21 protein-coding genes are annotated in these 19459 nt (G+C 70.3%); 7 read left to right on the top strand and 14 right to left on the bottom strand.

All coding sequences use genetic code 11. The features are described from left to right. Window positions 1-23: 23 nt before the first annotated feature. The 3 genes from ACOOE8_RS04320 to ACOOE8_RS04310 form a co-directional block, all read right to left on the bottom strand. Window positions 24-461 carry a hypothetical protein gene (locus ACOOE8_RS04320; protein ID WP_420393629.1) on the bottom strand — a complete coding sequence of 146 codons (438 nt, stop codon included), beginning with the start codon at window positions 459-461 and terminating at the stop codon, window positions 24-26. Window positions 462-552: 91 nt separating this feature from the next. After that, on the bottom strand, window positions 553-738 hold the full coding sequence (rpmF, locus tag ACOOE8_RS04315) for a 50S ribosomal protein L32 (protein ID WP_420393628.1): 186 nt from the start codon (window positions 736-738) through the stop codon (window positions 553-555). A 160-nt stretch (window positions 739-898) separates the two neighbouring features. Further along, window positions 899-1579, bottom strand: coding sequence for a transglycosylase domain-containing protein (locus ACOOE8_RS04310; RefSeq protein WP_420393627.1), 681 nt, complete (start codon window positions 1577-1579; stop codon window positions 899-901). Between the two features lie 84 nt (window positions 1580-1663). On the opposite strand from ACOOE8_RS04310, the gene ACOOE8_RS04305 reads away from it, so the two are divergent. Together ACOOE8_RS04305 and ACOOE8_RS04300 are read left to right on the top strand one after the other, a co-directional pair. Then, a complete protein-coding gene (locus ACOOE8_RS04305; RefSeq protein WP_420393626.1) occupies window positions 1664-2536 on the top strand; it encodes a polyprenyl synthetase family protein in 873 nt (290 codons plus the stop codon). A 102-nt stretch (window positions 2537-2638) separates the two neighbouring features. Next, the gene (locus tag ACOOE8_RS04300) at window positions 2639-3202 is read left to right on the top strand and encodes a hypothetical protein (protein WP_420393625.1); all 564 of its coding nucleotides are present in this window, start codon (window positions 2639-2641) and stop codon (window positions 3200-3202) included. Window positions 3203-3242: 40 nt separating this feature from the next. On the opposite strand, the gene leuC is transcribed toward ACOOE8_RS04300, so the two are convergent. The 5 genes from leuC to lptB form a co-directional block, all read right to left on the bottom strand. Further along, window positions 3243-4643 carry a 3-isopropylmalate dehydratase large subunit gene (gene leuC, locus ACOOE8_RS04295; RefSeq protein ID WP_420393624.1) on the bottom strand — a complete coding sequence of 467 codons (1401 nt, stop codon included), beginning with the start codon at window positions 4641-4643 and terminating at the stop codon, window positions 3243-3245. Between the two features lie 131 nt (window positions 4644-4774). Beyond that, window positions 4775-5236, bottom strand: a complete 462-nt coding sequence (gene ptsN, locus ACOOE8_RS04290; RefSeq protein WP_420393623.1) for a PTS IIA-like nitrogen regulatory protein PtsN — start codon at window positions 5234-5236, stop codon at window positions 4775-4777. Between the two features lie 5 nt (window positions 5237-5241). Next, entirely contained in the window at window positions 5242-5853 is a 612-nt protein-coding gene (hpf, locus tag ACOOE8_RS04285; protein ID WP_420393622.1) for a ribosome hibernation-promoting factor, HPF/YfiA family, read from the bottom strand. Between the two features lie 271 nt (window positions 5854-6124). Further along, window positions 6125-7477: an RNA polymerase factor sigma-54 gene (gene rpoN, locus ACOOE8_RS04280; protein ID WP_420393621.1), complete on the bottom strand. Its 1353-nt coding sequence runs from the start codon at window positions 7475-7477 to the stop codon at window positions 6125-6127. Between the two features lie 67 nt (window positions 7478-7544). Next, window positions 7545-8354: an LPS export ABC transporter ATP-binding protein gene (gene lptB / locus ACOOE8_RS04275; RefSeq protein WP_420393620.1), complete on the bottom strand. Its 810-nt coding sequence runs from the start codon at window positions 8352-8354 to the stop codon at window positions 7545-7547. 173 nt (window positions 8355-8527) lie between these two features. Here lptB and ACOOE8_RS04270 point away from each other — a divergent pair, with 173 nt between their 5' ends. Further along, the gene (locus tag ACOOE8_RS04270) at window positions 8528-9166 is read left to right on the top strand and encodes a septation protein A (RefSeq protein WP_420393619.1); all 639 of its coding nucleotides are present in this window, start codon (window positions 8528-8530) and stop codon (window positions 9164-9166) included. 69 nt (window positions 9167-9235) lie between these two features. Here the strand turns inward: ACOOE8_RS04270 and ACOOE8_RS04265 are convergent, their stop codons facing one another. Together ACOOE8_RS04265 and acs are read right to left on the bottom strand one after the other, a co-directional pair. After that, window positions 9236-9415, bottom strand: coding sequence for a hypothetical protein (locus tag ACOOE8_RS04265; RefSeq protein ID WP_420393618.1), 180 nt, complete (start codon window positions 9413-9415; stop codon window positions 9236-9238). A 138-nt stretch (window positions 9416-9553) separates the two neighbouring features. Next, window positions 9554-11503, bottom strand: a complete 1950-nt coding sequence (acs, locus tag ACOOE8_RS04260) for an acetate--CoA ligase (RefSeq protein ID WP_420393617.1) — start codon at window positions 11501-11503, stop codon at window positions 9554-9556. Window positions 11504-11883: 380 nt separating this feature from the next. On the opposite strand from acs, the gene ACOOE8_RS04255 reads away from it, so the two are divergent. The 3 genes from ACOOE8_RS04255 to ACOOE8_RS04245 all read left to right on the top strand — a co-directional run bounded on the left by ACOOE8_RS04255 (window position 11884) and on the right by ACOOE8_RS04245 (window position 15114). Continuing rightward, window positions 11884-13422, top strand: a complete 1539-nt coding sequence (locus tag ACOOE8_RS04255) for an OmpA family protein (protein WP_420393616.1) — start codon at window positions 11884-11886, stop codon at window positions 13420-13422. 182 nt (window positions 13423-13604) lie between these two features. Beyond that, on the top strand, window positions 13605-14777 hold the full coding sequence (locus tag ACOOE8_RS04250) for a M20 aminoacylase family protein (protein ID WP_420393615.1): 1173 nt from the start codon (window positions 13605-13607) through the stop codon (window positions 14775-14777). A 16-nt stretch (window positions 14778-14793) separates the two neighbouring features. Then, window positions 14794-15114, top strand: coding sequence for a hypothetical protein (locus tag ACOOE8_RS04245; RefSeq protein WP_420393614.1), 321 nt, complete (start codon window positions 14794-14796; stop codon window positions 15112-15114). Here ACOOE8_RS04245 and ACOOE8_RS04240 read toward each other — a convergent pair. From ACOOE8_RS04240 to ACOOE8_RS04230, 3 genes are all read right to left on the bottom strand, one after another. Continuing rightward, the gene (locus tag ACOOE8_RS04240; RefSeq protein ID WP_420393613.1) at window positions 15095-15871 is read right to left on the bottom strand and encodes a hypothetical protein; all 777 of its coding nucleotides are present in this window, start codon (window positions 15869-15871) and stop codon (window positions 15095-15097) included. The genes ACOOE8_RS04245 and ACOOE8_RS04240 overlap by 20 nt on opposite strands. A gap of 83 nt (window positions 15872-15954) precedes the next feature. Beyond that, on the bottom strand, window positions 15955-16413 hold the full coding sequence (locus ACOOE8_RS04235) for a universal stress protein (protein ID WP_420393612.1): 459 nt from the start codon (window positions 16411-16413) through the stop codon (window positions 15955-15957). A gap of 6 nt (window positions 16414-16419) precedes the next feature. After that, window positions 16420-17052, bottom strand: coding sequence for a LolA family protein (locus ACOOE8_RS04230; protein ID WP_420393611.1), 633 nt, complete (start codon window positions 17050-17052; stop codon window positions 16420-16422). A 225-nt stretch (window positions 17053-17277) separates the two neighbouring features. Between ACOOE8_RS04230 and ACOOE8_RS04225 the strand changes: the two genes are divergently transcribed. Then, the gene (locus tag ACOOE8_RS04225) at window positions 17278-19092 is read left to right on the top strand and encodes an FAD-dependent oxidoreductase (RefSeq protein WP_420393610.1); all 1815 of its coding nucleotides are present in this window, start codon (window positions 17278-17280) and stop codon (window positions 19090-19092) included. A 12-nt stretch (window positions 19093-19104) separates the two neighbouring features. On the opposite strand, the gene ACOOE8_RS04220 is transcribed toward ACOOE8_RS04225, so the two are convergent. Then, window positions 19105-19419 (bottom strand): response regulator, encoded by a 315-nt coding sequence (locus tag ACOOE8_RS04220; protein ID WP_420394627.1) that lies wholly within the window; start codon window positions 19417-19419, stop codon window positions 19105-19107. Between the last annotated feature and the right edge of the window lie 40 nt (window positions 19420-19459).

Here is a 19459-nt window from a genome sequence, read left to right as displayed (position 1 = left end):
GACCGTGCCCGCCTTCGGCATCGTCAGTCAGGCACGGCGTCTACGCTGGAGTGCGACGCCACCAGCGAGACCGAAACCGTCGCCAGGGTGTCGATGAGCGCAATCATCGTCAAGATGAAGAACGTCGAGGTTCCGGCGAAATCCACCGTCAGGAACAGGACGATGTAGACGCACAGCACGAGCACCATGACCATGTTGCCGAGCACCGTCATGCGGCTCGTGCTCGCCGTGCGCAGGATCGAGAACAGCATCAACACGATGGCGACGGTGATGATGAGGTCGCCGTAGCTCAGCGCCCAGTTCTGGCCGGACACCAGCGTCATGCCGAGGACGGCGTCGCTCCAGAAGGGGTGGACGTACGGCTCGCCCGGGGTCACCACGTAGTTCGACGGATCGTAGAGAAAGATCGACGCGATGCAGTAGAGCACGAGCGGGATGAACGTGAAGGGGAAGAGACCCATCGGGAGCTGCCTCGGCTGGTTGCCCCCGATGGTTGGACGAGCGAGCCGGCAAGATCAAGCGCGCCGTGAAAGCCGAGCGAGGAGTTCGCGATCAGCCCTCGTCCTTGGCGCTCATGACTTGCCGTCCACGGTAGCGTCCGCTCTTGAGGTCGATGTGGTGCGGCCGGCGCAGCTCGCCCGAGTCCTTGTCCTCGACGTAGGCGGACGCCTTCAGCGCGTCCGCGGAACGGCGGAACCCGCGCTTCATGCGGCTCGTCTTTCGCTTCGGCACAGCCATCGTGACACTCCTTCGCCGCGCCGAACGGCACGGTGCGCTGCACTGACATCGGGGGAGGCGGACGTGCCGCCGACGCGATGATATACGGGGCGGGCGGACGCGATGCAACCAGCGTGGTCAGGCGAGCCGGCCAAGCAGCTCCTGCCGCACGCACAGCCCGTCATGGCCGGATGCGGGGAGGCAGGCAGGCGAACACCCAGGGCGCGCGGGCGAGCTCGTCCCGGACGTGGGCCATCACGCGGCGCTGGCGGAGCGAGGGAGCTCGCGGGTCGCGCACCGCCGGCGCAGGCAGGACGGTGGCGAGGGCCAGAGCCTCGTCGCCCGTCAGACGATCGGCACCCTTCCCGAACGCGAGCTGCGCGCCGGCCTCCACGCCGTAGGCCCGCGCTCCCCACTGCGCGATGTTGAGGTAGATCTCGAGGATGCGGTCCTTGGAGAGGACGAGGTCGATCCACAGCGCCAGCGGGACCTCGATCGCCTTGCGTAGGTAGCTCCGCTCCGACCATAGGAACAGGTTCCTCGCAACCTGCATGGTGATGGTGCTCGCGCCGCGCACCCTGCGGCCGGCGAAGGCGTCGGCGACGACGATCCGGACCTGCCGCAGGTCCACGCCCCAGTGCAGGCAGAAGCGCGCGTCCTCCGCCATGACGACGGCCTGTACGAGTTCGGGGGACATGGCCGACAGCGGGCGCCAGGCCTGCGCCACGGGCTCGCCGAGGGCGTGACGCCGCGCGATGGGCATGGAGGGCGGGTCGACGAAGGCGTAGACCACGGTGAGCAGGAGGGGGATCGCTGCCAGGGTGGCGAGAACCACGACGAGCGCCTTCAGGATGATGCGCATCCTCCCTCCCTGTGTGGCCGGCGCGCCGTAGCAGCCACGTGGCAGCCTGCCTATCATGCGCGGGAGGATTTCCGGGAGGGCAGGATGGGGTTTGGCGCGCGGCTCATGGCGGCCGCCGAGGCGACGGACCGTGTGCTCGCCGCGGCCCTCGACCCTGCGACACGGGTCCCGGCTCGGCTTGCGGAGGCGACGCGCTACGCCGTGCTCGGCGGCGGCAAACGGTTTCGGCCGCTCCTCGTCATCGAGGCGGCAGCGCTGTTCGACGCGCCGGCGGACGCGGCCACCACGGTGGGCGCCGCGTTCGAGTGCCTACACGCCTACAGCCTGGTGCACGACGACCTGCCGGCGATGGACGACGACGACCTGCGTCGGGGGCGCCCCACCGTGCACAAGGCGTTCGACGAGGCGACGGCAATCCTGGTCGGCGACGGGCTGCAGGCCCTCGCCTTCGAGCTCATCACCTCGCCCGCGGTCCCCGCCGCGCGGGCCGGCGCCCTCGCGAACGTCCTAGCGCTCGCTGCCGGCAACGCCGGCATGGTGGGCGGTCAGTACTGCGACCTCAACGCCTTCGACCTCGACGAGGAGGGCGTGGGACGTATGCAGGCCATGAAGACCGGCGCGCTCATCGCCGCCGCGTGCGAGGCGGGCGCCGTCCTCGCTGGGGCCGAGGACGAGCATCGGGTCCGGCTGAGGTCCTTCGGCGAGCACCTCGGCGCCGCCTTCCAGCTCGCCGACGACCTCCTCGACGTCGAGGGCACGACGGCCGAGACCGGCAAGCGCGTCGGCAAGGACGCCGCCGGGCGCAAGGCGACGATCCCTGCGCGGTTCGGCGCGGAGGAGGCGCACCGCCGGCTCGAGGCGCGGGTTGCCGCCGCCCGTGCGTGCCTGGAACCCTACGGCGAGCGCGCGGCCGTGCTCGTCGAGGCCTGTCGCTTCGTGGCGGAACGGCGATCGTGAAGCGGCGCTGAACGGCAAGCTCAGGGGAAGTTCAGTCCGTCCCTGGTGTCCTGCGCTGCGTCACCCGACACACCAAGGCAAGCCACGCACGGGAGGGAAATCATGACCCGACGGATCAGGAGCCTCGCCATCGCCTTCGCGGCGTCCATGGCGATGACCGGCCCGGCGCTCGCAGGAGGTCCGGGTCCCGACCTCGAACTCGACCTCGGCCCGGCGACGGACGGGTTCGAGCGGTCCTGGCGCTTCAAGGACACGGCGCGGATCGACCTGGAGCTCGAGGGCGAGGTCCGCCTCCGAGCGCGCGCGCGCACCGATGAGGACGACCTCGGCTACACCGACCGGCCGCACCGCTATGACGACGACGGACGCTACCTTGCCCCCTCGTTCGACGCCCCCTCGTTCGACGAGGACGAGCGGTACCTGCGCCCCCGCCGGCGCCTCGAACTGTCCGAGCCGGTGTACCACGCCGACCGCTTCGACCGTCCGCGCTATGGTCGCCAAGGCCGCGGGCGTGTGAAGATCGTCGAGCGCCCCTGCAGCACGCGGATCGTGCAGCGCACGCCGCGCGGCAAGGTCGTGCGCGTCATTCGCCACTGCGAGCCCCGGTTCGGTCGCGCTCACCGCGGTGTCGGCGTCCACTACGGGCATCGCAGGTACGGCTACTAACGGGCCGCCGTCGCCGCTGCTCAGCGGTCGGTGGTGCCTGCTACATCCGGCGGACGTCGACGAACCGGCCGGCGACCGCCGCCGCCGCCGCCATCGCCGGCGAGACGAGGTGGGTGCGGCCACGGAAGCCCTGACGGCCCTCGAAGTTGCGGTTGGAGGTCGAGGCGCAACGCTCCTCCGGGTTCAGCCGATCGGCGTTCATCCCGAGGCACATGGAGCACCCCGGCTCGCGCCACTCGAAGCCCGCCTCGAGGAGGACGCGGTCGATGCCCTCCTCCTCCGCCTGCCGCTTCACGAGGCCGGAGCCCGGCACGACCATGGCGCTGACGCCCTCCGCGACGCGGTGTCCGCGCACGACGTCGGCCACGGCCCTCAGATCCTCGATGCGGCCGTTGGTGCAGGAGCCAATGAACACCTTGTCGACGCTGATGTCGGTCATCGGCGTGCCCGGGACGAGGGCCATGTAGGCGAGGGCACGCTCCATGGCGCGCCGCTTGCCGGGGTCGGCGATGTCCTCGGGGTTCGGCACGCACCCGTCGACGGCGGCGACCGCCTCAGGCGAGGTCCCCCAGGTGACGACGGGGGGCAGCGAGGCCGCGTCGAGCCGCACCTCGCGGTCGAAGCGCGCGTCCTCGTCCGACGGCAGCGTGCGCCAGTAGTCCACGGCGTGCTGGAAGGCGGCCCCCTGCGGCGCCTTCGGCCGGCCCTCGATGTAGCGGTACGTCGTCTCGTCGGGCGCGATGAGCCCGGCGCGCGCGCCCGCCTCGATCGACATGTTGCACATCGTCATGCGCCCCTCCATCGAAAGCGCGCGGACGGCCTCGCCGGCGTACTCGATGACGTAGCCCGTGCCGCCCGCCGTCCCGATGGTGCCGATGATCGACAGGATGACGTCCTTGCCGGTCACGTGCGGCGGCAGCGCACCATCCACGGTGACCCGCATGTTCTTGGCACGGCGGGTGACCAGCGTCTGCGTCGCAAGGACGTGCTCCACCTCGGAGGTGCCGATGCCGTGGGCGAGCGCGCCGAAGGCGCCGTGGGTGGAGGTGTGGCTGTCGCCGCACACGATGGTCATGCCGGGCAAGGTGAACCCCTGCTCGGGCCCCACGATGTGGACGATGCCCTGACGCCGGTCGAGCTCGTCGTAGTATTCGATGCCGAAGTCCGCGACGTTGCGCGCCAGCGTCTCCACCTGGATGCGGGACTCCTCGTCGTCGATCCCCGCCGACCGGTCGGTGGTCGGCACGTTGTGGTCGACGACGGCAAGGGTGCGCGACGGAGCATGGACGCTCCGACCGGCGAGGCGCAGCCCCTCGAACGCCTGAGGGCTCGTCACCTCGTGGACGAGGTGGCGGTCGATGTAGAGCAGCGCGGTGCCGTCGTCCTTCAGCTCGACGAGGTGGTCGTCGAAGATCTTGTCGTAGAGCGTCCGCGGCGCCATGGCTCCCATCCCCTCAATTGTGTGTCCGTGTCATGTGCAAGCCCGAGCGGAGGTCGTCAACACGGGAGGCCCGATCGATGCCCCACCCATCGCGCTCGGCCGGGCGCTCCCCGATCATGCGGGTGTGACCGTCAGCTCGCGGCGACGGGCGTCTTAGTCAGGAGGTCGTAGAGCTCGCCGGAGCTGTCCGCCTCTCGCAGGGCCTCGGTCATGCCGGGCTTTTTCATCACGCGGGCGATCTTGTTGAGCGCCTTGAGGTGATCGGCGCCCGCGTCCTCAGGGGCGAGGAGCGCGAAGATGAGGTCCACCGGCTCGCCGTCGAGGGCCTCGAAGTCCACCGGGCTCGCCAAGGTGAAGAAGAAGGCGGCGAGCTGGTCGAGGCTGACGAGCTTGCCATGCGGGATCGCGATGCCGCGGCCGACCCCGGTCGAGCCGAGCCGCTCGCGCTGGAGCAGCGTGTCGAACACCTCGCGCTCGGGGAGCGCGGTGCAGCGTGCGGCGACGGCCGCGATCTCCTGCAGCGCCTGCTTCTTCGACCCGACGTCCAGGTGGTGGACGACCGCATCAGGCGACAGGAGCGAGGCGAGCTCCACGTCGCTCAGCCCGCGCTCGCCGCGCCCTTCGGCGTCGGCGCCCCGCCCTCCGCGAGCGAGGGATCGATCCAGCCGACGTTGCCGTCCGCGCGGCGGTAGACCACGTTGAGCGCGCCGTTGGCCGCGTTGGCGAACATCAGCGCCGGCGCGTCGATGAGGTCGAGCTCGAGCACCGCCATGGAGACCGTCATGGTGCGGATCCTGGTCGGCGTTTCGGCGACGACGAGCGGGGCGTAGTTCTCCGCCAGCTCCTCGTCCTCCTCCGGCGCGGCAAGCACGGTGTAGTTCGCCGCCGCCTCAACCTCGGCGGAGGTCGGCCCGTGGTTGTGCGCCTTCAGGCGTCGCTTGTAGCGCCGCAGACGCTTCTCGATGCGGTCGGCCGCCTGTTCGAAAGCGGCGGTGGCGTCGCCGGCGCTCGCCGACGTCTTCAGCACCACCCCGGTGTCGAGGTGCACGGTGCAGTCCGCCTCGAAGCCGGCACCGGTCTTGGTGATGGCCACCTGCCCCGAGCTGTTGCCGTCGAAGTACTTCTCGACCGCCCCCTCGATGCGCTCCTCGACGCGCTGCCGGAGCGCCGCGCCGACGTCCATGTTCTTGCCAGCGATGGTGACGGGCATGGCCTGTGATGTTCCGTTCCAGATATTGGAAGGCTGGCGACGCAGGCGCCGGCGCCGACGGCAACCGAGCGTCTACGGGAGATCCTATGCCGACGCAGCGTCGTCGGTGCCTTGTCGTCGGTGCCTTGTCGGTGCCTTGTCGTCGGTGCGTCAACCACGAGCGCACCGAGTGCGGCTACGGCGGGCGTCCCGTCGTGGCGCGGCCTTCTAGGCCGGGGACACGGACCTGTCAATCGGCACACGGTGGTCGACCTGCGCGCCACCGCAAGCCTCACCGGGCGGCGTGCACACCGTCATGTCGGGCCATCCTGCGGCGCTCCACCGAGGACGGGATGTTCATCGCCTCGCGGTACTTGGCGACCGTGCGCCGAGCGATGACGATGCCGTTCGCCTTCAGCGTCTGCACGATCTCGTCGTCCGAGCGCACCGGTCCTGGCCCCTCGGCGTCCACGATGCGGCGGATCTGGGCGCGCACGAGGTCGGCCGACACGGTGCCTTCGCCGGCGTCGATGGCCACCGCGAAGAAGGCGCGGAACGGAAACACACCGCGCGGCGAGGAGAGCGCCTTGTTGGCGACGACCCGGCTCACCGTGGACTCGTGCATCTCGATATCCTGCGCCACCTCGCGCAGCGTCAGGGGCGCGACGTGCTGCGCCTTGCCCTCGAAGAAGGCGCGCTGGCGCGTGACGATCGCGGTGGCGACCTTGACGATGGTGCGGGCGCGCTGGTCGAGGCTGCGCGTCAGCCAATGCGCGGAGCGCATGCACTGGTTGGCGAAGCTGAGCGCGGCCTTGTCGCCGCAGGCCGCGATCTCCGCATGGTAGCTCGCATCGACGAGGACGCGGGGCAGCCGGCTCGTGTCGAGGACCACGAGGAAGCCGCCACCGGCCCGCGCGCGCACAAGGACGTCGGGCTCGATGGCGACGGGTTGGGCCGCGTCGAAGGCGAGGCCCGGCCGCGGATCGAGGGTTCGTAGTAGCGCGAGGACGTCGATCACGGCGACCTCGCTGGCCCCGCATGCGTCCGCGAGGCGACGAACGTCGCGCTTGGCGACGAGGCCGAGGTTGTCCAACACCTGCCGTGCGAGGTCGTCGAGGCAGCCGCGCTCGTCGAGCTGCAGCGCCAGGCACTCGGCGAGCGAGCGGGCGAACAGGCCCGCCGGTGCGATGGTCTGCAGCGCAGCGAGCGTCGCCGCGACGTCGGCCGGGGCGACGCCTAGTGTCGTCACAGCGTCCGCCTCGGCATCAAGATCGAGGCGGCCGTCCGGCTCCAACGAGCCGATGAGGAATTGGGCGATCGCGAGCCCGTCCTTGTGCAGGTCGAGGGCCGCGGCCTCGCGCCTGCAGTGGTCGGCCAGCGTCTCACGGGCGGCGACGGCACCGGCCTGATCGTAGGACGTCGCCGTTCCTGGGAGCGATGCGTGACGGGACGGCACCCGGCCGTCGGCACGGGGCCCGTCCACGCGCGTGGAGAGCGACAGGAACGGGTTCTGATCCACCTCCTCGCGCACCGCACCCTCGAGCTCGAGGTTCGACATCTGCAGGAGCTTGATGGCCTGCATCAGCTGCGGCGTCATCGCAAGCGTCTGACGCTGGGACTGGACGAGGCGGATCGATGGCTTCACGTGCGATTGTTCCGTCGTTTTGGCGCGAACCTTGCATGACGGTTTGTTAAACAATGCGCGCGCGCTGTCAAAGGCGGAACCGCTCACCGAGGTAAAGCCGCCGGACGTCCTTGTTGGCGACGATCTCCTCGGGGGTGCCCTCGGTCAGCACCTCGCCCGCGGCGATGATCGTCGCCCGGTCGATGAGGCCGAGCGTCTCGCGCACGTTGTGGTCGGTGATGAGGACGCCGATCCCGCGCTGGGTGAGGTGGCGCACGAGGCTCTGGATGTCGGCCACGGCGATGGGGTCGACGCCGGCGAACGGCTCGTCGAGGAGCATGAAGTCCGGCCGCGAGGCGAGCGCGCGGGCGATCTCCACGCGACGGCGCTCGCCGCCCGACAGCGACGTCGCCGGCGCGTCCGCGAGCCGCGTCAGCCCGAACTCGTCGAGGAGTTCGGCGAGGGCCTTGCGCCGGCGGGCCCGGTCCGGCTCGGTGAGCTCGAGGATCGCCAACACGTTCTGCGCCACGGTGAGGCCACGGAAGATCGACGCCTCCTGGGGCAGGTAGCCGATGCCGAGCCGCGCACGGCGGTACATGGGCAGCCGCGTGACGGCGAAGCCGTTCAGCGTGATGGCGCCACGGTCGGGGCGGATCAGTCCGGTGATCATGTAGAACACCGTCGTCTTGCCGGCGCCGTTGGGACCCAGGAGCCCGACGGTCTCGCCATGGGACAGGCGCAACGACACGTCCCTGACGACTGTGCGTCGGCCGTAGCTCTTGGCGAGGCCCTCGGCGACGAGCCCCTCGCCGAGGTCTGGAGCGACGTCGTCGTGGGCCTGCCCGCGACGACGGTCCGCCTTGCGTCCGCCGCGCGAGCCGCTAGCCTCGCGCGGCACGGCCCCGTTGCGGGAGCGGGGAGGCGCGGGTTGGTCCATGGGGATCGGTCCTTAACGCGTTCGCCCTCGTGGCGCACGACTGGGCGGCAGGTCGGCCCGTGCAGCGATTTCCGATGTGCGACGTCCTTGGTGAACGAACGCTGTAGGCTGGGCGAGCGGTAGGGTGGGTGAGGATGGCGGTACGCCGCGAAGGTAGTGTGTTGAAGCTGGTCCTGGAGCTCGGTCCGCTCCTGACCTTCTTCGGAGTGAACGCCCGCGCCGGCGCGTGGGACTTGGAGCGCTTCGGACCGTTCGCCGCGCTCGAGCCCACGACGGTGCCGATCATGGCCGCCACCGCCGCGTTCATGCTGGCGACCACGGTGGCGCTGACGGTGTCGCTCGCGATCTATCGCCGCGTCCCCATCATGCCGCTGATCTCGGGCGTCATCGTGATCGTGTTCGGCGGGCTCACGCTCTACCTGCAGAACGACGTCTTCATCAAGATGAAGCCGACCATCGTCAACGTGATCTTCGCCACTGCGCTGCTGGGCGGGCTGTGGATCTTCAAGCGGCCGCTGCTCGGCGTGGTGTTCGGCAGCGTGCTGCTCCTCGACACCGAGGGCTGGCGCAAGCTGTCGCTACGGTGGGGCCTGTTCTTCGCGTTCCTGGCGGTCGTGAACGAGGTCGTCTGGCGCAACTTCTCGACCGATCTCTGGGTGTCGTTCAAGGTGTTCGGGACGATGCCGCTCACCGTCCTGTTCACGCTGAGCCAGCTTCCCTTGATGCAACGCCATGCGCTCGGGGACGAGGCCAGCGACGTGCCGACGCGCTGAACAGCCGCGTCCAGCGCCCACACCGGCGAGGCTGCCGGTGTGGGCAAACCGTGCAAGGACCCGACCCAGCTAGCCGGCGTCCGGCTGCGCCTCGGTCTCTTCCTCCTCGTCGTCGTCGGAGTTGCAGGCTGCAAGGGCAGGGGCGAGCGCCAGGACCGCACCCCAACGCCCGGCGAGGGCGAGGATGCTGCGGCGGTCGAGGTCGCTGTCGGTGGGGTGCGCGTCGGTCGTCGACTCGGGATGATGCATAACCATGGAACTCCTAGGCGGGCGTCCGACGGACGCCGCAGGGGACGATCGTGCAACCCTAGCCGGCGATCGCGGCGCCAATGCGCGGGCATTGCGGCGATCGCGGCGCTGACGTGGACTTCGGCGGTTCGCCGCGGCTCAAGCGGAGCGGCGGTTCTGCCGGTTGGCGATGAGGTCGTCGACCACCTGGGGCTCGGCGAGCGTCGAGGTGTCGCCCAGCGCGCCGTAGTCGTCCTCGGCGATCTTGCGCAAGATGCGGCGCATGATCTTGCCCGAGCGCGTCTTCGGCAGGCCGGGCGCCCATTGGATGAGGTCGGGCTTGGCGATGGGTCCGATCTCCGAGCGCACCCAGTCGGACAGCTCGCGACGCAGCTCCTCGGTGGGCTCGCGGTCGCCCATCAAGGTCACGTAGCAGTAGATGCCCTGTCCCTTGATGTCGTGCGGGTAGCCAACCACCGCGGCCTCCGACACCGCACCGTGGGCGACCAGCGCGGACTCGATCTCCGCCGTTCCCATGCGGTGGCCCGAAACGTTGAGCACGTCGTCCACGCGTCCGGTGATCCAGTAGTATCCATCCGCGTCGCGCCGACAGCCGTCGCCGGTGAAGTAGCTGCCCTTGTACTGTTGGAAGTAGGTGTCCTCGAAGCGCTCGTGGTCGCCCCAGACCGTGCGCATCTGGCCGGGCCACGAATGCTTGATGACGAGGACGCCCTCGGCGGCGCCGTCCTTCTCCTCCCCCGTCGCCGGGTCGAGCACGGCCGGCGTGATGCCGAAGAAGGGCGTCGAGGCGGAGCCGGGCTTCATCGGCGTCGCGCCGGGCAGGCCGGTGATGAGGTGTCCGCCGGTCTCGGTCTGCCACCACGTGTCGACGATGGGGCAGCGGCCTTCGCCGACGACCTCATAATACCAGCGCCAGGCCTCGGGGTTGATCGGCTCGCCGACCGTCCCGAGGATGCGCAGGGAGGAGCGGTCGTGCCGCCGCACGAGCTCGTCGCCCTTGCCCATCAAGGCGCGGATGGCGGTGGGCGCGGTGTAGAACGTGTTGACCCGGTGCTTCTCGCAGATTGCCCAGAAGCGCCCGGCGTCCGGATAGGTGGGCACGCCCTCGAACATCAGCGTCACCGCCCCGTTCGCGAGCGGGCCGTAGAGGATGTAGGTGTGCCCCGTCACCCAGCCGACGTCGGCGGTGCACCAGTAGACCTCGCCGGGCTTGTAGTCGAACGTCAGCTGATGGGTCATGGCGGCGAACACCATGTAGCCCCCGGTGGTGTGCACGACGCCCTTGGGGCGTCCCGTCGAGCCCGAGGTGTAGAGGATGAACAGCGGATCCTCCGCGTTCATCTCCTCGGGGGGGCAATCGTTGGAGGCGTCCGCCTCCATCTCGTGGAGCCAGAAGTCGCGCTCGGGGCGCCAGGCGATCTGTTGCCCGGTGCGCTTGACGACGAGGCAGTTGACCGCCTCGTTGCACTGGGCGAGCGCCTCGTTGGCGTTGTCCTTGAGGTTCGTGGTGCGCCCGCCGCGCGGTGCGCCATCGGCGGTGACGAGGAGCTTGGCGTCGCAGTCGTTGATGCGATTGGCGAGGCTGTCGGGGGAGAAGCCGGCGAACACCACCGAGTGGACTGCGCCGATCCGCGCGCAGGCGAGCATCGCGTAGGCCGCTTGGGGGATCATCGGCAGGTAGATGACGACGCGATCGCCCCGCCCGACGCCGAGTGCCTTCAGCACGTTGGCGAACTTCACCACGTGGGCGTGCACCTGCTGGTAGGTGAGGTGCTGCGCCTCCCCGTTCGGGTCGTCGGGCTCGAAGATGATGGCGGTCTCGCCGCCGCGCTCGGCGAGGTGCCGGTCGAGGCAGTTGGCGCAGGCGTTCAGCGTGCCGTCCTCGTACCAGCGGATCGACACCGCACCGTGGTCGAAGCTGACGTTCTTGACGGTCGTGTACGGCCGTATCCAGTCGATCCGCCGTCCCTCCTCGGCCCAAAAGCCTTCGGGATCGTCGATGGAGGCGGCGTACATGCGCTCGTAGGCCGCCCGGTCCACGTGCGCGCTCGATGCGAGGGCGGAAGGGACCTCGATGGTGTCCGTCATGGGCGTCTCCCTGTCGTCTCTTGCTGTCGTATCCTGCGGAGTGCGCGTGCCGCGGCGACGCCTGTCAAGGCGCCGCGTCGTGCGACGGGTTAGCCCCTCGTCCCGATGGAGGTCCACACGTTCAAGCGCTGACGACGCGGCGCGGATCATCCCCGCGCTGCGGGCCATCGAGCGCATGTCGACCCTGAACATCAATCGTAATCAAGCTTAATCTAGTACAAATAATGTGGTTTAATGGTCGTTTGTAACGTATAGCTGTCTTATACCGCTTGAATGTTCATGGGATAACGTTTCTGTTGGAACGTATTTACGCCGTGTCGGCTTTTGGGACTGTGTAATCAACACGGGGAGACGACATGCCCATTTCGCGAGCAGTTCTGTTGGCGACGACCGCGCTGGCCCTCGCGGCGCCGGCCGCGGCGCAGGACCTGGCCTGCGCGGACGAGGTCGATGCCTTCATGGAGACGATCCGCGATGACGACGCCTTCGCGCGCATCGAGAGCCTGTTCTCCGACTACGAGACCCGCCTCGTAGAGGCGCGCGGGGTCACCGAAGGCGAGTGCTTCGCGGTGCTGGCCGAGGCGCAGACGGCCATCGCCGACGAGGGCACCATCATCGAAGGTGCCACCGACGAGCAGGCGCTGCAGCGCACCGAGCGCCTGTCGGCCATGGTCGCCGAGGCCGAGCGCACCACCGTGGCGGTCCAGGCGGTGCCGGCGCAGGTGGCGGTCCAGCCGTCCGAGGCCGACGTCACCGTCGAGCAGGAGGCCACCGAGGTCGACGTCGCCCAGCGTGCGTCCGAGATCGAGGTGCGTCAGCCGGCCGCCGACGTGTCCGTTGCGGCGCCCCAGCAGCGGGTCGACGTGCGTCAGCCCGAGGCTCGGGTCGATGTGCAGGCGGCGGCGCCCAAGGTCGCCGTGATGCAGCCGGCGCCGCGGGTGCAGGTCGAGCAGCCGCAGCCCGAGATCGCCGTGCAGCAGACCCAGCCACGCGTGCGCATCGAGCAGCCCGAGCCCGAGATCATCGTGCGCCAGTTCCAGCCCGAGGTGGAGATCCGGCAGCCGCAGCCGACGATCACCGTCGAGCAGACCGAGCCCGAGGTCGCCGTCGTGCAGCCGGAGCCCATCGTGACCGTCGAGGCGGCCGAGCCCGTGGTCGACGTCGCCCAGGCGCAGCCGAACGTGACCGTCGAGCAGGCGCGGCCCGAGGTGAACGTCACCCAGCGTCAGCCGGAGGTGGCGGTGGTGCAGCCCGAGGCCCGCGTCGAGGTCGAGGAGCAGGAGCCCGTGGTGAACGTCACCCAGGCTCAGCCGCAGGTCGACGTCACGCAGGCCGCGCCGCAGGTGGAGGTCGAGCAGCGCGAGGCCACCGTCGCCGTGTCGCAACCCGAGGCCGAAGTCGACGTGTCCCAGAGCCGGCCCGCGGTATCGGCGGACATCGCGTCCGGCGCCGAGGTCAGCGCCACGCGTGAGGAGGGTGGTCCCGACGTCTCCGTCATGACGGAGGACGCGCCGACCATCGTCATCGCCGAGGCCGAGGTGCGTGAGCTCGAGGCGGCCGAGTCCATCGCCGTCATCGAGGTGGAGTTCGGCTTTGACTCCGCCGAGGTCACGACGGACCAGCGGGAGGACGTGCTGCGCGAGGCCATCGACGCCTACCGCACCATGCCGGAGGCAGCGGTGCTCCTGACCGGCCACGCCAGCCCGATCGGCGACGCGGACTACAACATGGAGCTGTCCGAGCGCCGGGTCGACGCGGTGAGGGATGCCCTCGTCGAGCTCGGCGTCGAGGAGGCGAGGATCCGCACGCGGGGCGCTGGGGAGACCAACACCGAGGTCCCCGCCGGCGAGGACGAGCGGTCCGAGGAGAACCGCCGCGTGGAGATCCGCGTCATCGACGCGTCCGCCATCTCGGGCTGACCTGCGACCCTTCGCAGATCTTGTGGGGCGGCCTTCGGGCCGCCCTTCTTCGTTCCGGGGCGACCGGAGAGGTCAGCAGTCTCGTCTCCAACCGACAGCGCTCCCGGGGGCCTCGCTGGCGCGTCCGGCGGCTTTGTGCTTGGTAGGCGAACGCCTTCCAGCGCCTTCTGCGGAGTGCCGCCATGCCCGTCGTCAATCGCCTCGCCGAGATGGCCGACGAGATCACCGAGTGGCGCCGCGACATCCACGAGCATCCCGAGATCGGCTACGAGGTCCACCGGACCGCGAAGGTGGTTGCCGACCGCCTCGCCGAGTTCGGTTGCGACGAGGTCGTGACCGGCGTCGGCCGAACCGGCGTCGTCGGCGTCATCCGCGGCCAGGGGTCCTCCGGGCGCGTCGTCGGCCTGAGGGCGGACATGGACGCGCTGCCGATCCCGGAGCGCACGGGGCGGCCCTGGGCCTCAAAGAACGACGGCGCCATGCACGCGTGCGGCCACGACGGGCACACCGCGATGCTGCTCGGCGCGGCCAAGCACCTTGCTGAGACACGCAACTTCGACGGCACCGTCGTCCTGATCTTCCAGCCGGCGGAGGAGGGTGGCGCCGGCGCCAAGGCGATGATCGACGACGGACTCCTCACGCGGTTCAACGTCGAACGCGTCTACGGACTGCACAACTGGCCGGGGATGCCGGTGGGCAGCTTCCACATCCGGTCAGGCTCGCAGATGGCCTCGGCCGACTTCTTCAGCATCACCATCGAGGGCCGCGGCGGGCACGCGGCACGGCCCCACCTTGCCTGCGACCCCGTGCTCGCCGGCGCGGCCATCGTCACCGCCGCGCAGTCCATCGTGGCGCGCAACGTCGATCCCTTGGATGCCGCGGTGGTGTCGATCACGACGTTTCACGCGGGGACGGCGAGCAACGTCATCCCCCAGCGGGCGAAGCTGTCGGGCACGGTGCGCACGCTGAAGCCCGAGACCCGGGACATGGTCGAGGCGCAGCTCGCCGCCGTCGTCGAGCAGGTCGGCCTCGCGCACCGCGTCGAGGCGCGGCTCGACTACCGCCGCGAGTATCCGGTCCTCGTCAACGACGAGGAGGAGGCCCGCTTCGTCGCCGACGTCGCGGCGAAGGTGGTCGGCGCCAACAACGTCGACGCCGCCACCGCGCCGACCATGGGGGCGGAGGACTTCTCCTTCATGCTGAACGAGCGGCCTGGGGCGTTCATCTTCGCCGGCATCGGCGAGGACGTCGCGAACCTGCACAACGAGGCCTACGACTTCAACGACGCGCTGCTGCCGATCGGGGCCTCGTACTGGACGACCCTCGTGGAGGCCGCGCTGCCGCGCGCGGGCTGACGCGCCGTCGCCCCGCGTGCGGACCGGCGAGCCGGCGCTCGGCCCGGCCCCCATCGGCCACAACGGCGGCCCGCCGCTGGAGCGCCACCGCCCACCCTGGGGCGACGGCGCCATCGGCGGCTACTTCGCGTGGCGCTCGGCCCATCGGCGGCGGCATCGCACGCCGCCGCGGGCGATCCTGCTGCGCCGCCTGGAAGCGGCAAGGGCCGTCGGCCTCACCTACGAGGAGTACGCCCGCGAGATCGCCGAGCGCGGCCGCCACCTGTCGGCGGCGGACGGCGAGCGGATCGCGGCGATCGTGCGGGCGCGCACTGCCTTCAGCGTGCCTCGAACGTGACGAGCGCCTTCGGGCCGAAGTCCGGCTGCGTCTGGTAGGTGAGCTGCAGGCGGGCGATCGGACGGTCCCGACCCTGAAGGGCGATGGGGCGCGTGCACGACCCGTCGCCGAAGCGCCGGCGCAGCCGCACGTCCTGCTCGCCGCCGTCAGCGAACACGACCGTCATGTCGTTCACGACGAGCCCTCCGCGACCGACGCAGAACCGAAGCTCGTTGTACCGCGCGTCGCTCGTGAGCTGGAGCTGGTCCTGCTCGGTCCCGTAGGCGACCTGTCGCTGCCCGAGGCGCGACCACTCGCGCTCGAAGCGCGCGGGCGCAGCCTGCGCCGGCGGACGCTGCGTCCCGTACTGCGGCGCCGGCAGCCCGTAGAAGGTCACGAGCGCCTTGGGACCGCGGTCGCGCCGCGTCTCGTAGCGCATCACGAGCCGGTTCAGGTAGCGATCGAGGCCGACGAGGTTGATCTGGCGCGAGCACGTCCCGACGGCGAAGCGTTCGCGCAGGCTTACGGACTGCGTCGTGCCGTCCCCGAAGTGGACCTCCATGTCGCGCACGGTCACCGGGGCGCGGTCGACGCAGAACTGCACCGACTGGAACTCGCCTTCGCCCTGCAGCCCCAACTGATCGCGCTCGGCATCGTAGGCCACCTGGCGCTGGCCGAGCCGCTCCCAGTCGCCGGAGGGTCCCAGCGGCTGCGCCTCCGCTGGCATCGTGGTGAAAAGGAGCGCCGCGCACAGGGCCGCGCAAGGGACGTGTCGCATCGTGTCCTCCTAGGCTTCGGCGGCCCGTGCGACCGCCTTTCTGGGAGAAGTGCCCGGGTCGCCACACGTTCCGCCGCGGCCCATCACACGATCGCCTCGATCTGCTCCTCGGTGAGCCCGCCGGGAACGATGGTGATGGGGATCGGGTAGCCGCCGGACTGTCCGCCCGCGATGGCGCTCACCAGAGGTCCCGGCCCCTCCGAGCCGGAGGCGGCGCCGAGCACCAGGACGACGATCTCGGGGTTGTCGGCGATCGCCTGACGGATGCCGTCGACCCGGTGGCCGATCACGACCTTGCGCTCGGGGTCGTCCGGCATGCGGTCGGCCACCTTGGCGAGGACGCGGTCGAGCATCTCCTGCGCCTCGGCCTCCGCCTCCTCGCGCATCAGGTTCTCGACGCCGAGCCAGTGCTGGAACTCGCTCGTCGCTGCGATGCACAGGGCGATGACACTGGACCCCGTCCTTTCAGCGCGGCGCCCGGCGTAGACCAGCGCGACCTCGCACTCGGGCGTATCGTCGACGATGACGAGGAACTTGCGCACGGCCCGTCAGCGGCGGCCGCGCTTGTCGTCGAGCACCCGCGTGTAGTCGATCTCGAACAGCTCCTCGTCCACGTCGACGCCGGTCGCCACGTTGTAGATCGACACGCTCGTCTCCTGTCCCTTGCCGTCGACGACGTTCCACTGCTTGAGCTCGTTGGTCGACGAATCGAACAACAGCGTCAGCTTGCCCTCGCCGAACGCGGTGTTCTCCTCGATGGTGACGGACACGAGGTCGGGCTGGACGTCGACGCCCGTGACCTTGGCATCGCTGGTGAGGTCGATGGAGTTGTCGAGGAGGAAGCGCAGCGGCGTCTTCGACAGCGGCCAGATGTCCTGCGTCGCCCGGCGCCGGTCGCGCACCGCCACCGACTCGCCGTCGGCGATGATGTCGAGGGAGGAGGGGCGGTCGTAGAAGAAGCGGACCTTGCCCGGCCGGGAGATGGCGAACCGGCCCTCGGTGCGCGAGCCGTCGGGCCCGAACTGGACGAACTCGCCGCGCATCGTACGGATCGCGTTGAAGTACGCGTTGATCTCGGCGAGCGCCTCGTCGGTGGCAGCAGCGACGCCCTCCTGCGGACCGGCGAGCGCGAGGCACAGCGCAACGGCGGCGAGGGCGGCGCGGCGGGCAAGCGCGAACATGACTGTCCTCCTCGGGTTGCCTCAGGTGGCGGCATTGTGGCGGACCCCGGTCCACCGGCCGTGCACCATTGCCGCGTGCCGCGCCATCTGGCAACCGCGGCCGGTGGCGCGCCGGCGGACCTTGCACCGTCCCTCTCGTGGTACGACGTGCCATTCCGTCGGCCGACCACGTTCCGCGCCCCTCCGCGGACCCCCCTCGGTCGCCCGAAGGAAGGGTGAGGCGCCATGACCGACGACAACCTCCTCGACGGCGGATCGCCCGCGTATGGCATCGCCCCGCGGGGACGTGAGGCCGCCGCCGACCACCCGCGCTCGCACCGCGAGGCGCCGGAGGCGGCCGCGACGCCCCAGTCGGCCGCCGAACCCGATGGCAGCGATGGTGCGGACCCGGCGGACCCCTACAGGCGCGAGCGGCAGACCTTCCCGCGCCTCGACGACGAGGCGATCGAAAGGATCAAGCGCTACGGCCGCGAGGAGACGCTGGCGGACGGCACCGTGCTGTTCGAGCGCGGCGACCGGACGGTGGACTTCTTCCTCGTCCTGTCGGGCGCGATCGAGATCCTCGACCGCGACGAGGACGGCGCCGAGGTGGTCGTTGCCGTGCACGCCGAGCGCAACTTCACCGGCGAGCTCGACCTGTTCAACGCCAACAAGATCCTCGTCGGCGGACGCACGCGCGGCGAGACGCGGCTGGTGCGCCTCGAGCGTCAGGCGTTCCGCCGGCTGCTCGCCGGCGAGCCCGACATCGGCGAGACCATCACCCGGGCCCTCATCCTGCGCCGCACCGGCTTCATCATGCATGCGCAGGCGGGCGCGCAGATCGTCGGCGCGAGGAACGATGGCGAGACGCTGCGCATCGAGCGCTTCCTGCGGCGCAACGGCTACCCGGTCGAGGTCATCGACCCGGCATCCGACCGCAGTGCAGCCCAGCGCCTGATGGATGAGTGCCATGGGACGGTGGACGGCCTGCCCAAGGTGGTGACGGCCGACGGTGTGGTCCTCGCCCGGCCATCCAACAAGGACCTCGCCCACACCCTCGGCCTCACCGAGACGATCGACGAGGACCGCGTCTACGACGTCGCCGTCGTGGGGGCGGGGCCTTCGGGCCTTTCGGCCGCCGTGTACGCCGCCTCGGAGGGGCTCGACACCCTGATCGTCGAGATGGAGGCGCCCGGCGGGCAGGCCGGCACGAGCTCGAAGATCGAGAACTACCTCGGCTTTCCGACCGGCATCTCGGGCCAGGCGCTCGCCGGACGCGCGTGGATCCAGAGCCAGAAGTTCGGGGCGACGCTCGTCCTCGCCTGCCCGGCGACGGGGCTCGACTGCGACGGGCCGCCGTTTCGCGTCGCCTTCTCCGACGGGGTGAGCGCGAGGGCACGTTCGGTCGTGGTGGCGACCGGCGCCACCTACCGCAAGCTCGACCTTGCCAACTACGAGCGCTTCGAGGGGCAGGGCATCCACTACGCCGCCACCGCCATCGAGTCGGACCTCTGCCGCGGCAGCGAGGCGGCGGTGGTCGGCGGCGGCAACTCGGCGGGGCAGGCGGCGGTGTTCCTGTCACGCTTCGCCTCGCACGTCCACGTCCTCGTTCGATCGGACAAGCTCGCCGCGTCCATGTCGGACTACCTGGTGCAACGCATCGAGGCCTCGCCGCAGATCACGCTGCACACCTCGAGCGAGATCACCGAGCTGCACGGCGACGAGTTCTTAGAGGCCGTCACGTTCGCCAACAGGGAGACCGGCGAGGCCCAGCGGCGGCCGATCACCAACGTCTTCGTGATGATCGGCGCGGTGCCGAACGCCGGCTGGGTGGCCGACTGCGTGGAGATCGACGAGCGCGGCTTCGTGCGCACCGGCACGGAGGTGACGAGCCGGCGGGTCGGCTCCGCGTTCGAGACCTCCCAGCCCGGCGTGTTCGCGGTGGGCGACGTGCGGTCGGGCTCGGTGAAGCGCGTCGCCTCCGGCGTCGGCGAGGGCTCGGTGTGCATCCAGGCGGTGCACAAGCACCTTGCCGAGCGTGTCGGACCTAGCGGGCGCTAGGGAGCGGAGGCGCTAACTGCGGCCGACCTCCGCGACCAGCGCCAACTGCAGCTCCTGCGGCCGGTAGGGCTTACGCAGGATGGCGGTGGTGAAGCCCAGCCGGCGCAGCTCCTTGGGCTCGTAGCCGGATGCCACGAGCACCGGGACGCCGCACTCGGTGAGCTTGTCGACGACCGGCCGTGCCGACACCCCGCTGAGGTTGGCGTCGACGATCGCCGCGTCGACGTCAGCTGCCATGTGCTCGATCATGGCGATCGCCCGCTCGACCGCCGCTGCGACGCCGACGACATGGTGGCCGAGGTCCTCGAGCATGTCCTCGAGCGCCATGGCGATCAACGTCTCGTCCTCGATGATGATGATGCGCAGG

The sequence above is a fragment of the Acuticoccus sp. genome, from assembly GCF_965213555.1.
Lineage (GTDB): Bacteria > Pseudomonadota > Alphaproteobacteria > Rhizobiales > Amorphaceae > Acuticoccus.
The sequence above is the reverse complement of the archived record's forward strand: the minus strand, read 5'-3'. Positions and strand labels throughout refer to the sequence as shown.

Bases quoted from the DNA above. Each gene is read 5' to 3' on its own strand.
- leuC (WP_420393624.1), bottom strand. From the start codon at position 4,643: ATGGCGCCGCGGACGCTCTACGACAAGATCTTCGACGACCACCTCGTC.
- ACOOE8_RS04265 (WP_420393618.1), bottom strand. From the start codon at position 9,415: ATGCATCATCCCGAGTCGACGACCGACGCGCACCCCACCGACAGCGAC.
- ACOOE8_RS04310 (WP_420393627.1), bottom strand. From the start codon at position 1,579: ATGCGCATCATCCTGAAGGCGCTCGTCGTGGTTCTCGCCACCCTGGCA.
- ACOOE8_RS04305 (WP_420393626.1), top strand. From the start codon at position 1,664: ATGGGGTTTGGCGCGCGGCTCATGGCGGCCGCCGAGGCGACGGACCGT.
- hpf (WP_420393622.1), bottom strand. From the start codon at position 5,853: ATGCCCGTCACCATCGCTGGCAAGAACATGGACGTCGGCGCGGCGCTC.
- ACOOE8_RS04300 (WP_420393625.1), top strand. From the start codon at position 2,639: ATGACCCGACGGATCAGGAGCCTCGCCATCGCCTTCGCGGCGTCCATG.
- ACOOE8_RS04250 (WP_420393615.1), top strand. From the start codon at position 13,605: ATGCCCGTCGTCAATCGCCTCGCCGAGATGGCCGACGAGATCACCGAG.
- ACOOE8_RS04240 (WP_420393613.1), bottom strand. From the start codon at position 15,871: ATGCGACACGTCCCTTGCGCGGCCCTGTGCGCGGCGCTCCTTTTCACC.
- acs (WP_420393617.1), bottom strand. From the start codon at position 11,503: ATGACGGACACCATCGAGGTCCCTTCCGCCCTCGCATCGAGCGCGCAC.
- ACOOE8_RS04220 (WP_420394627.1), bottom strand. From the start codon at position 19,419: ATGGCGCTCGAGGACATGCTCGAGGACCTCGGCCACCATGTCGTCGGC.
- ACOOE8_RS04225 (WP_420393610.1), top strand. From the start codon at position 17,278: ATGACCGACGACAACCTCCTCGACGGCGGATCGCCCGCGTATGGCATC.
- rpmF (WP_420393628.1), bottom strand. From the start codon at position 738: ATGGCTGTGCCGAAGCGAAAGACGAGCCGCATGAAGCGCGGGTTCCGC.
- ACOOE8_RS04230 (WP_420393611.1), bottom strand. From the start codon at position 17,052: ATGTTCGCGCTTGCCCGCCGCGCCGCCCTCGCCGCCGTTGCGCTGTGC.
- ACOOE8_RS04320 (WP_420393629.1), bottom strand. From the start codon at position 461: ATGGGTCTCTTCCCCTTCACGTTCATCCCGCTCGTGCTCTACTGCATC.
- ACOOE8_RS04270 (WP_420393619.1), top strand. From the start codon at position 8,528: ATGGCGGTACGCCGCGAAGGTAGTGTGTTGAAGCTGGTCCTGGAGCTC.